The organism is Nocardiopsis lucentensis DSM 44048 (genome assembly GCF_000341125.1).
GTDB lineage: Bacteria > Actinomycetota > Actinomycetes > Streptosporangiales > Streptosporangiaceae > Nocardiopsis > Nocardiopsis lucentensis.
Genome location: NZ_ANBC01000019.1, coordinates 1 through 13,004, shown reverse-complemented (window position 1 = coordinate 13,004; position 13,004 = coordinate 1). Strand labels below are relative to the sequence as shown.

At 70.6% G+C, this 13,004-nt stretch carries 8 protein-coding genes and 1 pseudogene; 6 read left to right on the top strand and 3 right to left on the bottom strand.

Translation table 11 applies throughout. The features are described 5' to 3' along the window. Positions 1–258, bottom strand: a pseudogene (locus tag D471_RS0100555) (DUF4129 domain-containing protein); the annotation flags it as partial. After that, entirely contained in the window at positions 255–1,706 is a 1,452-nt protein-coding gene (locus tag D471_RS0100550; RefSeq protein WP_017596825.1) for a hypothetical protein, read from the bottom strand. The gene D471_RS0100550 and the pseudogene D471_RS0100555, both read right to left, overlap by 4 nt. Before the next feature lie 453 nt (positions 1,707–2,159). Between D471_RS0100550 and mtrA the strand changes: the two genes are divergently transcribed. The 5 genes from mtrA to hpf all read left to right on the top strand — a co-directional run bounded on the left by mtrA (position 2,160) and on the right by hpf (position 9,072). Continuing rightward, a complete protein-coding gene (mtrA, locus tag D471_RS0100545) occupies positions 2,160–2,837 on the top strand; it encodes an MtrAB system response regulator MtrA (RefSeq protein WP_017596824.1) in 678 nt (225 codons plus the stop codon). A gap of 16 nt (positions 2,838–2,853) precedes the next feature. Next, positions 2,854–4,674, top strand: a complete 1,821-nt coding sequence (gene mtrB, locus D471_RS0100540) for an MtrAB system histidine kinase MtrB (RefSeq protein WP_017596823.1) — start codon at positions 2,854–2,856, stop codon at positions 4,672–4,674. Next, a complete protein-coding gene (locus tag D471_RS0100535) occupies positions 4,671–6,593 on the top strand; it encodes an LpqB family beta-propeller domain-containing protein (RefSeq protein WP_017596822.1) in 1,923 nt (640 codons plus the stop codon). Before mtrB ends, D471_RS0100535 begins: the two co-directional genes overlap by 4 nt. 75 nt (positions 6,594–6,668) lie before the next feature. Further along, complete coding sequence (locus D471_RS32425; RefSeq protein WP_017596821.1) at positions 6,669–7,370, top strand: ComF family protein; 702 nt, start codon at positions 6,669–6,671, stop codon at positions 7,368–7,370. A 1,030-nt stretch (positions 7,371–8,400) separates the two neighbouring features. Further along, positions 8,401–9,072, top strand: a complete 672-nt coding sequence (gene hpf, locus D471_RS0100525) for a ribosome hibernation-promoting factor, HPF/YfiA family (protein ID WP_017596820.1) — start codon at positions 8,401–8,403, stop codon at positions 9,070–9,072. A 226-nt stretch (positions 9,073–9,298) separates the two neighbouring features. On the opposite strand, the gene D471_RS0100520 is transcribed toward hpf, so the two are convergent. Continuing rightward, positions 9,299–9,802, bottom strand: a complete 504-nt coding sequence (locus D471_RS0100520; protein ID WP_040687726.1) for a hypothetical protein — start codon at positions 9,800–9,802, stop codon at positions 9,299–9,301. 384 nt (positions 9,803–10,186) lie between these two features. Here D471_RS0100520 and secA point away from each other — a divergent pair. Beyond that, a partial coding sequence (gene secA, locus D471_RS0100515; RefSeq protein ID WP_017596818.1) for a preprotein translocase subunit SecA occupies positions 10,187–13,004 on the top strand: 2,818 nt, incomplete at its 3' end.

Genomic DNA, 13,004 nt, shown 5'->3' with positions numbered 1-13,004 from the left:
GCTCGCCGACGGCCGCAGGTAGATGATCAGCCACACGAGCAGACCGGCGAGAAGGATCAGCAGGGGGCCGAGCACGACCCAGCCGCCGATGACGCCCGAGCCCGCCGCGGCCGCCCCGCCCAGGAGGTCGAGGATCCACTCCTGGATCCGGTCGAGGAGCGTGGGCGCCCGCTCTCCGTACAGCGGGTCGGACAGCTCCTCGACCGCGCGCCGACGCCCCTCCTCCCGGGTCACCTCCGCCGGGACCACGGCACTCACCCGCGCCACTCCGGCAGGTAGACCTCAGGGCCGACCTGGTGTCCCGCGCGTGCGGCCTCGTGCAGACGCAGGTCCAGGCCCTCGCGCCGCATCCGCAGGTCGATGTAGAGCAGGGTGGCCACGCCCACGACGAACGGGGTGGTGAACGCGTTGATCAGGACCTCGCCGACGTAGATGAGCGCGCCCGAGGCGACCGGCATCCACGCCTCGACCGGGAAGAGGAACACGAGCGCCAGGGAGCCCATGGTGAACGGGGTGGTGAGAAGGCCGCCGATCAGGCCGACGAGGAGCATCGTCAGGAGGATGATCCCGAAGACGCGCCACCAGCTGCCCCGGGTCAGGCGCCAGGACCGGGCCAGGGAGGCGAACACGCCGACCCGCTCCAGCACGACGACCGGCATGGCGAAGTGGATGCGGACCACGATCCACAGGAACACGCAGACGCACGCGGCCACGGCGACCAGCGCCAGGACGATCACGGCGATCCCGGCCTCGACGGCCCCGGACACGAGTAGGGCGGCTCCGACGCCCACGCCGACGATGCCCACGAGGGCCGTGGCGAGGGTCAGGCCGAAGTAGATGAGCAACTGGATCAGGGCCAGACCCACGATGGTCCAGAGGCGGTCGCGGATGGCCGCCCACGCCTCACCCGGGGTGAGCCTGCGGCCCAGGACCGCGAGACCCACGACGGCGGTGAGCAGGCCGGTGACCAGGATGTACCCGGCCTGGGAGAGGAGGGCCCCGCCGTAGGTGGTGATGATCGACCACGTGGACACCGGGATGGGTTCCGCGGGGTCGAGGGAGGCCGGGTCGTTGAGCGCCTGGTCGAAGAAGACGCCGTAGTCGCGCATCGTCCCGCCGAAGCCGACGGCGCTGATGACGCTGGTGACCGCGACGACGATCATCGCCAACCCGGCGGTGGTCTTCGGGTTGTTCCGGATCAGGGCGAACGCGCCGTTGAACAGGTCGCCGACGGTCATCGGGCGCAACGGCACGACGCCGGGCTTGGGCGCGGTCGGACGGCCGGGATACCCGTGGCCCTGCGGGCCGTAGCCGGGGGGCGCTCCTTGAGGACCGTAACCGGGTGGTGTTCCCTGCGGGCCGTAGCCGGGCGGCGTCCCCGGCGGCGCGTAACCCGGTGCCGCGGCGGGAGGGCCGTAGCCCGCCGCCGGACCGGGCTGGGCGTCCGGCCAGCCGTACTGGGCGGGCCGTTCGGGTTCGGTGTCCCGCCCGGGGGGAGCGGTGGGTCCGGCGACGCCGGGGGACTCCGCGCCACCGGACACGCCGCCCGGGACGCCCGGCGCCGGGCCCTGGCCGGGGGCCGACCAGCCGCCGCCCCCGTCGGGCGTTCCGGATCCCGCGGGCGCTCCGGAACCGGAGGGCCGCTCGCGTTCCGGTCCCTCCGGGGCGGTCCCCGGAGAGTCGCGGTGCTCGTCCTCCTGGCTCATCTGGCCACGCCCTCCGTGAAGTTCGGTTACGCTGCGTGAGCCGAATCCTGTGCGATCCGTGCTCTTCTTCCCAACCTACCGGCCGGTCGCACCGCACTTAGGCGGCCCCGTGGCAGTTCGGAGCCCAACCTAGGCACTTCATTCCTTTTGTATGCTTTCTGTTACCAGCCGGTTCAGAGGTAAGCGTTCCCGGCGCAGCTCAGCCGGGTCGCCGCCGCCGGTGACCGAAACTGGCCCCGAGGGGTCGAAAAACGTCGACCACTCTCCCAACGTTGCCCGAAGGTGGCAAGGTTGGGGGGACGACCGCGGTTCCCCACGTAGGGGGACGTCCTTCCCCGTACACGGGGAACACGGGCACCGCCCACATCCGCCGCTCGAGTGTTCCAGGAGAGAGGAGTAGGCGCCGCGAGGACCGCCCGCGAGGAGGTTCCGAGCCCGGCGCCGGACGCACCTATGAAGGGACGTGTACTGGTTGTCGACGACGACCTCGCCCTCGCCGAGATGCTCGGCATCGTGCTGCGGGGTGAGGGGTTCGAGCCGTCGTTCGTCCATGACGGGGACAAGGCCCTGGAGGCCTTCCGCGAGACCAAGCCCGACCTGGTGCTCCTGGACCTGATGCTGCCCGGGGCCGACGGTATCGACGTGTGCCGCCAGATCCGCTCCGAGTCCAACGTCCCGATCGTCATGCTCACGGCCAAGAGCGACACCATCGACGTCGTCCTCGGCCTGGAGTCGGGCGCCGACGACTACATCGTCAAGCCCTTCAAGCCCAAGGAGCTCGTGGCCCGCGTCCGCGTGCGCCTGCGCCGGACCGAGGAGCCCGCCCCCGAGGTCCTCCAGATCGGGGACATCACCATCGACGTCGCCGGGCACGCCGTGCGCCGCGACGGTGAGCAGATCAGCCTCACGCCGCTGGAGTTCGACCTGTTGGTCGCACTCGCCCGCAAGCCGCGCCAGGTGTTCACCCGCGAGGTGCTGCTGGAGCAGGTCTGGGGCTACCGCCACGCGGCCGACACCCGCCTGGTCAACGTTCACGTGCAGCGCCTGCGCGCCAAGATCGAGAAGGACCCCGAGCACCCCGAGGTCGTCGTGACCGTCCGCGGTGTCGGCTACAAGGCCGGTACCGCCTGATCCGGACCCATCACCCATGACGTCAGCCGCACCCGAGGAGGACCGGGAGGCCGACCCCGGCGAGGACCGGGCGGCCCCGGCCCCAGGGGCACCCGCAGACAAGGCGCGCGACACGAGTACCGGTCTGACACGGGCCTACGCCTTCGCCCAACGAGCGGCGAGGGCGCTGGTACGCGGTGTGCAGACCAACTGGCGCCGCTCCCTGCACCTGCGCGTCATCTCCACGACCCTGGTGCTGTCCCTGGTCGTGATGATCGGGCTGGGCTACGTCCTGGTCAGCCAGGTGCGCGGCGGCCTCCTGGAAGCCAAGATCGACACCTCGGTCAACGACCACCGGGCGGGGCTCACCTACGCGATCGAGGAGCTGCGGGAGAACGAGGTCGCCGTCGCCGACCGCGACCGGCTCCTGACCAACATCACCAGCGAGCTGACCAACCGCAGGGGCGACACCGGCCTCTACGGCGTGCTGATCCTGCCGTCGGTGGGCGGTGACAACGGCTACGCCACCGGCGACGACGACACGTTCCCGGAGGGGCTGGAGGAGGCCGTCCCGCAACGGCTGATCAACGAGGTCCGCCAGTCCGAGACTCCCGACCAGCAGTACCACACGTACACGAGCATCACCCATGACGGCGTCACCGAGCCCGCGCTCGTGGTCGGGGCCCAGCTGACCTACGCCTACGAGCTCTACTACGTGTTCCCGCTCCAGCACGAGCAGGAGATCCTCGACCTGGTCCAGCGCACCGTCGCCCTGGTGGGTGTGCTGCTGGTGGTCCTCCTGGGGCTGATCGCCTTCGTCGTCACCCGTCAGGTGGTGAGCCCGGTCCGCTCCGCCGCGCGCTCGGCCGAGCGGCTGGCCACGGGGGACCTCACCGAGCGCATGACCGTGCAGGGAGAGGACGACCTCGCGCGGCTGGCCGTGTCCTTCAACGACATGGCGGGCAACCTCCAGGAGAAGATCCAGGAGCTGGAGGAGCTGTCCAAGCTCCAGCGCCAGTTCGTCTCCGACGTCTCCCACGAGCTGCGCACCCCGCTGACCACCATCAAGATGGCGGGCGATCTCCTGTTCGACGACCGCGAGGAGTTCGAACCCACCCAGCGCAGGTCCGTGGAGTTGCTCCAGAGCCAGGTGGAGCGGTTCGAGGAGCTCCTGGCCGACCTGCTGGAGATCAGCCGGCACGACGCCGGGGCGGCGACCCTCGGTATCGAGTCGGTGGACATCCGCGACGCCGTCATGAAGGCCGTCGGCGACGCCGAGCAGATCGCCGAGCGGCGGGGGATCAAGGTCGTCCTGCGTCTTCCCGCCGAACCCTGCGTGGCCGAGTTCGACACCCGCCGGATCAACCGCATCCTGCGCAACCTCGTCGTCAACGCGATCGAGCACAGCGAGGGGCGCGACGTCGTGGTGGCCGCGGCGGGAGACCGCGACTCGGTGGCCGTGGCCGTCCGCGACTACGGGGTCGGGCTCAAGGAGGGGGAGGAGCACCTGTGCTTCGACCGCTTCTGGCGGGCCGACCCGGCGCGGGTGCGCACCACGGGCGGGACCGGTCTCGGCCTGGCCATCGCCAAGGAGGACGCCCAGCTGCACGGCGGCTGGCTCCAGGCGTGGGGCATGCCGGGCCAGGGCTCGCAGTTCCGCCTGTCGCTGCCGCGCAAGTCCGGCACCGAGCTGCGCGGATCCCCGCTCCCCCTGGTGCCCCCGGAGATCGCGCTGGGGCGTAACTTCTCCTCCTACGGAGACAGGGACGCCGGGGGCGCGGCCGAGCGGTCGGAGCGCGCGGACCGGACCGACCAACCGGAAGAGGACACCGAACGGGGCGAGGAGGACGCGCGGTGATCGGACCGGACCGGATCTCCCGGGGGGTGCGGGCCGCGCTGGCCGCGACCCTCACGTGCGCGGCGATGACCGCCTGCGCGACGGTTCCCATGACCGGCCCCGTCATCCCGGGCGACGGCGGTGGCCCCTCTGGCGGAGGCGGGGCGTACGTGCGCCTCCTGCCCGCCGGACCCCAGCCGGGCATGAGCCCGGAGGCCCTGGTCCGGGGGTTCCTCAGGGACATGGGCAGCTTCGAGGAGGACCACGGGGCCGCCCGCAGCTACATGGTCGAGGAGACCGCCCGGACGTGGTCTCCCAGCGGCAGTGTCCAGGTGGTGGGGGGAGCCGAGTCGGTGGCCCTCGTCCCCGAGGCCAGCTCCGACGGGCTCACCACCAACGTGCGGATGAGTACCACCCTGGTGGCCACCATCGACGAGACCGGCAAGTACGTCCCCAGCGATTCGAGTCGGCTCGAGGACTTCGTCTTCACCCTCGTTCGGGAGAACGGCGACCCCGACGGCGAGTGGCGCGTGAGCGAACTGCCCGACGAGCTGATCCTCAGCCAGCTCGACGTGGAGCGCACCCACCGCTCGTTCAACCTGTACTACTACAACCGGGAGGGCACCGCCCTGGTGCCGGACCCGGTCTACCTCCCGGTACGTCCCACCGACGAGATGGCCGATCGCCTGCTGCGCAGGCTCGTCGGCGGCCCCACCGACTGGCTGGCGCCCGCCGTGAACTCGGCCCTGCTTCAGGGCGCGACCACCGAGGTGGACGAGGAACACGCCGAGATCCGCGTCAACGGTGTGCCGGAGACGGACGAGTTCGAGTTCCTCCTGGGCGCCCAGATCGCGTGGACGCTGCGCCAGGTTCCGGGGGTCGAGGAGTTCACCCTGGTGGTGAACGGCTCCGAGGTCGCCTTTCCGGGGGCCGACGGCGAGCGGGCCGAGCGTCCGCGCCCGGGCAGCGACTACTGGGCCAGGGTGAGCCCCGGCGCCGCCACGAGCGGGATGCGCGCCTACTACACGCAGGAGGGGCAGCTGTGGTCGGCCTCCGAGCTGGCTCCGGACGCGCCCAGCGACGCCGAGCGGGTCCCCGGCCCCCTCGGAGCGGGTGAGGTTCCACTGGAGCGTTTCGCGGTGTCGATGCAGGAGAGCACGGTCGCGGGGATCACCGTGGGCGGCGGCGAGGTCGTCACGAGTTTCACCAGCGCGGACGCCGGGGTCCAGGAGGTCCTGTCGGACGGGGTCTTCACCGGGGTGTCCTGGGACGTGGACAGGAACCTGTGGGTGGTCGAGGAGGTGGAGGAGCCCGCCGCCGAGGACGGGGCCGAGGACGGCGGCACGGGCGAGGGCGCCGACGAGTCCCCAAACGGGCCGGAGGACCCCGGGTCGGATCCCCCCGCCGACGGCCTGACCGCCCAGGCGCCGCCCGAACCCGGCGCGACGGCGCTGTGGATGCTGCGCGACGGCGACGAGGTCGTGGGGGTCGACGTCTCCGAACTGGACGACCGCTCGGTGGTGGAGTTCCGCATCTCCCGTGACGGGACCCGCGCCGCGGTGGTGACCGAGGTCGACGGCGAGCGCGCGCTGGAGGTCGGCCGCGTCGTGGTGGACGAGGACGGACGCGTGTCCGTCGGTGACTTCATCATGCTGGCCGGGGACCTCGCCGACGTCACGGACATCGCGTGGCGCTCCGGTGACCAGTTGGTCGCCCTGGGCAGTCGGGAGGGCGGCACCAGCCAGGCCTTCCTGGTCTCCCTGGACGGCGGTACGCCTCCGGCCAGCGCGGGCGCTCCCGTCGCGGGGATGACGACCGTGTCGGGCGCCCCGGGGCAGCCGTTGATCGCGGGTGGCGAGGACGGCAACGTGTGGCTCTCCAACGACCGGGTGAACTGGGAGAACGTGGTTGAGGGAGCCTCGCCGGTCTACCCCGGCTGACGTGGTTCGCCGCCGGTTGTCCACAGGTGCGGGTTCGGTCTGGCGGGCCCGCCTCGGCCCGCGGATCCTTGAGGTATGGACGACTTCGTCGGCTGGCTCCGGCACGCGTGGGCACGACTGTTCGCCGCGTTGCTGGACCTGCTGCTGCCCCAGCCCTGTGTCGCCTGCGCGGTGGCGTCCGGGCCGCTGTGCGGCGACTGCCTGGCCCTGCTCGACCGGCGCCCCCGGCGATGCGCGCCCAGGCCCGGGTGCCCTCCGGTCTGGGCCGCGGGCCCCTACGCCGGGTACGACCGGCGGGTCCTGCTCGCCTACAAGGAGGGCGGGGCCGACGCCCTGACCGGGCCGCTCGGCGGTCGACTGGCGGCCGTCTACGCGGCGACGGGGTGGGCCGGCCCGGACACCCTGCTGGTTCCGATCCCCGGGCGGGGGCCGCCGTGGCACCGGGGCGGCCCGGTCGCCCGCCTGGCGGACGCGTGCCTGGACCGCTCCGGCCACGTGGGACGCGTGGCTCCGCTCCTGCGGTACCGCCGCCGGGTCCGTCCCCAGGTCGGCCTGGGACGTGCCGAGCGCCTGGTCAACAGGGTGGGCGTCTTCACCGCGGTCACCGGCTCCGTCGGCCTGGGTGACGTGGGGACCGGTGCGCTGGCGGGGCACCGGGCGGTGGTGGTGGACGACGTGCTGACCACGGGGGCGACGGTTGCCGAGGCCGCGCGTGCGCTGCGGTGCGCGGGTGTGCCGGTCGTGGGAGCCGTGGTCCTGGCCGAACGGGTTCCCTGACGCGTTCGTCAGCGTTTCCGGCCAGCCCCGATGAGCAGTCGCTGGACCGGTGGTGCAGGGACGGGTGTCGCGGCGGCCGCGTGGACGTCTCCGGTCTGGGCCGCTTGACGTCCGGGGGCGACGCGGATGAGCGCGGTGTCCGCGGGGCGACCCACGGCGGGCAGGACACCCGACGGTTGGGCTGGTGCCGCCCGGCCGGGGTGTCGGTCGGCCGGGGCCGATGGTCGGCTGGCCTGCGGTGAAGGTTTTACGAAGCTCTCGTGAACGGGTGAAAAGCCCGCCTGTGCAGGGGTTTGGCGGGGTCGCGGGGGGCCCGGGGAGGCCCCGGCTACCTGACAGACGCGTCCGGACAGGTTACGGTCCAGGTATGGCACCCGTCCGGGTCCGTGGTTGCGCCGGAATGACCGAGCTCCCGGGGAGACCGGGAAGCGGTCCGGAAAAGCCGATGCCAGGCGCAGGCGAAACGGCCCACGTAAGGCGACTTTTCGTCGACCGATCACGGTGCGCCTTAGAGGTAAGCCCTGCCCCGCGGAGGGTCCCGATGTCCCTCATGACAGGGAGAAGAGCAGTAGTCGCGGATAAGAGCGGCGACACTCTCAGCAGGCGGATGTGGGGACGAAGACCAGGTCGGCCGGACGGGTGGCATGCCCTTGCGCGGGGGTTCGCCCTCGGTGGTGAACCCCGCGGGAGCACGTCGTCCCGGGGTCCGGTCCCCGTGCCCCGAGGACGTGTCCCACGCGCTCGCCCCTCTCCTCTCCGGCCCGTCGATCCCCTCGGCGGCGGCCGATTCGTCACGAATCCGGTGGTTGTTCGTTCCTCCTCCTCAGGGGTCCCGGGCATTCGCGCCCTGGTGCGCGTGATGACCGTGCTTCTGGTGGGTATACGCACTTCCAACCGAGCCGTGGCCCCGATGGGACGGGGCCACCAGCGGAAGGGGGCTAGCGCGACACTCTTCCGTCCCCCAAGGCGGAAGGGAGCAGAACCAGCCTGGCCGTCGCCTTCACGGCGGCCACGCGATGAAGGGGGTCCTATGGACATCATCGTCAAGGGTCGACGCACCAGTGTGAGCGAGAGGTTCCGACAGCACGTCGAGGACAAGCTCGAACGGCTCTCCAAGTGGGAGCGGAAGGGCATGAGCGTCGATGTGGAGGTGTCCTCGGAGCGCAACCCCAAGCTCGCGGACGTTCGCGAGCGGGTTGAACTGACCATCCACTCCAACGGCCCGGTCATCCGCAGCGAGGCCGCGGCCTCCGACCGGCACGGGGCTCTCGACCTCGCGATCGACAAGATCGAGGCCCGTCTCCGCAAGGCCGCCGACCGCCGCAAGGTCCACCGCGGCAACCACACCCCGGTCTCCGTCGCCGCCGCCACGGCGGATCTCGCCGGAGACCTGGTCACCGAGACCACCACCGCGGAACAGGCGCCCCCCGCCCAGCGCAGCGGTGAGGAGGAGATCGACGGAGCCAAGGTCAACGAGCGGTTCACCGACGAGTTCGTCGAACTCGACACCCAGGGGGACGTTCCCGTCATCGTGCGGGAGAAGTTCCACCGGGCCAAGCCGATGAGCATCGACCAGGCGCTGATGGAAATGGAACTCGTCGGACACGACTTCTACCTCTTCCACGACGAGGTGAAGGACGCGCCGAGCGTCGTCTACCGTCGCAGAGGTTTCAACTACGGGGTCCTCCGGCTCGTGGACTGAGCGACGGGAGGCCGCCCCGTTCCGCCCGTACGCGGGCGGCCCCGCCCTCCAGGGGTCGTTCCGTCTTCGACAGAGGCGCCCGACCCACGGACCCCATGAGAGGACCCGCCCCGAGGCTCGGGGCGGGTCCTCGGTGTTTCCCCCACCTCCGTCACCGCGTTCCGGGCGCTCCCCGGACACGCGCCGGGCCGTGCGCGCGATCGGCACGGCCCGGCGCCGGGACGGATCAGCCGCCTCGGCGCGTCTGCTCGCGCTTGATCTGGTGCAGCGGGGTGGTGTGCGGTTCCTCCGACTCGAATCTCGGCGGGTCGAGCACCACGTCGGCCAGCATGTCGCACGCGGCGGCCACCACCGCGGCGGCCACCATCAGGAGTCCGCCCACGATCAGGAGCCATATCGTCCCGCCGAGCACCACGGCGAGTCCGCCCAGGGCGAAGCCGACGAACGCCAGGCCGACCGCGATCCACGAGGGCGCGCTTCCCCGGTGGCGAGGGGTCGGCGCGAGGTTGCCCCCCTGCCTCTGGAACCCCCGGATGTGCCCGAACCCCTCCTCGTCCTTCGGCCGGTGGCGCTCCCACCGCGAGCCCGGGTCGGAATCCAAGGAGGGGCCGGGGGATCTCGAACCCGGCTGCCACAGCGCGCGTTCGATCAACTCGAACGGAGTGCGTGGGGCCGGGGCGCCCTCGACCGTCTCCGTCTCCCTCTTCCTCTTCCTCTGGCTCTCTCGCATCGCCATCCACCTCCGGCGCGCCGCGCTCAATGGCACCACGGGAGCGGGGTCACCAGCGCGGCCTCATATGAATCCATTACCCACTGCGGTACCAGGAGCCGCGCAAACACCACGAAAAGCCGGGGAACATCCGAACCCGTTACACACGTTCGTAGGAGGGAAGGAAAAGGGACGTGCCGGGCCGGTTTCGGCCGGTGTTCGGGTGCGGCCGGAGTGTAGCCGTTCCGAGGGTGCGGGCCTCGCGGCCGTGGTCCTCTAGGATGGAGCCCCGAGGGCCCAGGGACCCCCGGCGTCCACCGCGGTCGCGCGGCAGCGGTCCGCGGGCCCAGGTCTGACTCTCCACACGTGTGGAGCCAACCGCGATCTGCGAGGAGCGCATAGGAAGTGCCAGGGATACTCAGTAAGCTCCTGCGCGCGGGTGAGGGAAAGACCCTGCGCCGGCTCACCAAGCTCAAGGACCAGGTCAACTCCCTCGAGGAGGACTACGTCGACCTGTCGGACGAGGAGCTGCGGGACCTCACCAAGGAGTACAAGGAGCGGTACGAGGACGGCGAGTCGCTGGACGACCTCCTGCCGGAGGCCTTCGCCACCGTCCGCGAGGCCGCCAAGCGCACCCTCGGCCAGCGGCCCTACGACGTCCAGATCATGGGCGGCGCGGCACTGCACCTCGGCAACATCGCCGAGATGAAGACCGGTGAGGGCAAGACCCTCACCAGCACCCTCGCGGTCTACCTCAACGCCCTCGCGGGCAAGGGCGTCCACGTCATCACGACCAACGACTACCTCGCCCGCCGCGACGCCCAGACCATGGGCCGTATCTACCACTTCCTGGGCCTGGAAGTCGGTGTGGTCAGCCCGCAGATGCGCCCCTCCGACCGGCGCAAGGCCTATCAGGCCGACATCACCTACGGAACGAACAACGAGTTCGGTTTCGACTACCTGCGCGACAACATGGCGCTGTCCCTGGACGACACGGTCCAGCGCGAGCACTTCTTCGCCATCGTCGACGAGGTCGACTCCATCCTCATCGACGAGGCGCGCACCCCGCTGATCATCAGCGGACCCTCCGAGCAGAACTCCCGCTGGTACGGCGAGTTCGCCAAGATCGCTCCCCGTCTGAAGCGCGACGAGGACTACGAGGTCGACGAGAAGAAGCGCACGGTCGGCATCACCGAGTCCGGTGTGGCCAAGGTCGAGGACTGGCTGGGCATCGACAACCTCTACGAGGCCGTCAACACGCCCCTCATCAGCTTCCTCAACAACTCCCTCAAGGCCAAGGAGCTCTACCGCAAGGACAAGGAGTACATCGTCAAGGACGGTGAGGTCCTCATCGTCGACGAGTTCACCGGCCGTGTCCTGGCGGGCCGCCGCTACAACGAGGGTATGCACCAGGCCATCGAGGCCAAGGAACGCGTCAAGATCAAGGACGAGAACCAGACCCTGGCCAAGGTCACCCTCCAGAACTACTTCCGCCTCTACGAGAAGCTGTCCGGCATGACCGGTACCGCCCAGACCGAGGCGGCGGAGTTCAGCCAGACCTACGACGTCGGCGTGGTGCCGATCCCCACCAACAAGCCGATGATCCGCGAGGACGTCAAGGACGTCGTCTACAAGCACGAGGACGCCAAGTTCCAGGCGGTCGCCGAGGACATCGCCGAGCGCCACGAGGCCGGTCAGCCCGTGCTCGTCGGTACCACCAGCGTCGAGAAGTCCGAGCTGCTGTCCCGCATGCTCAAGCGCGAGGGCGTGCCGCACGAGGTTCTCAACGCCAAGAACCACGCCCGTGAGGCCGCGATCATCGCCCGCGCGGGCAAGCTCGGCTCCGTCACGGTCGCCACCAACATGGCCGGTCGCGGTACCGACATCATGCTCGGGGGGAACCCCGACTTCCTCGCCGACGAGGAGCTCCAGAACCGCGGCCTGAGCCCGCTGGAGACCCCGGAGGAGTACGAGGAGGCCTGGCCGGAGGCGCTGGAGAAGGCCAAGAAGGAGTACGAGGAGGAGCACGAGAAGGTCGTCGACGTGGGCGGGCTGTACGTGCTCGGCACCGAGCGGCACGAGTCCCGGCGCATCGACAACCAGCTGCGCGGACGTTCGGGCCGTCAGGGCGACCCGGGCATCTCCCGCTTCTACCTCTCCCTCCAGGACGACCTCCTGCGGCTGTTCAACAGCAGCCGCCTGGAGGTCCTCATGAACCAGCTGAACATCCCGGACGACCAGCCGATCGAGTCGGGCATGGTCAGCAAGGCGATCGCCTCCGCCCAGGGACAGGTCGAGACCCAGAACTTCGAGATCCGCAAGAACGTCCTCAAGTACGACGAGGTCCTCAACCGGCAGCGCAAGGTCATCTACGCCGAGCGCCGCAAGGTGCTGGAGGGCCAGGACCTGCGCGACCAGGTCGTCGAGATGCTGGAGGACGTGCTCCGCGGCTACGTCATCGCCGAGACCTCCGACGGCGACGCCAGCGACTGGGACCTTGACCGCCTCTGGCGGGCCTTCCGGCAGATCTACCCGGTCAGTTTCACCGTCGACGAGTTCCTCGACGACCACGGCGACGCCTCGACCCTGACCGGCGAGCTCATCGCCGACCGGATCGTGGAGGACGCCAAGGAGGCCTACGACGCCCGTGAGGCCGAGCTGGGCGAGGAGGCCATGCGCGAGGTCGAGCGCCGGGTCATCCTCCAGGTGATGGACCGCAAGTGGCGTGAGCACCTCTACGAGATGGACTACCTCCAGGAGGGCATCGGCCTGCGCGCGATGGCTCAGCGCAACCCGCTGATCGAGTTCCAGCGCGAGGGCTTCGACATGTTCCAGCAGATGCTGGAGGCCATCAAGGAGGAGTCCGTCGGCTACATGTTCAACCTGGAGGTCCAGGTCCGCAAGAAGGAGGAGCCGACCCTCACCGCCTCCGCCGCGGCCAAGCCCGCCGCGACCGTCGGCGGGGCCTCCGGAGCGAGCGCCGTCGCGACCGTCGTCGACGAGGAGGAGGCCGCCGAGGCCGAGGCCCCCAGCGAGGAGGCCGAGCCGGCGGAGGACGTCGTGGTTCCCGGTTTCGACGGGGGTCGGCCCGACCAGCTCCAGTACTCCGCTCCGAGCGAGGACGGCTCCGTCGAGCAGCACAGCGAGTCCACCGACGAGTACGCCGGTACCGCTCGCAACTCTCCCTGCCCCTGCGGCTCGGGCAAGAAGTTCAAGAAGTGCC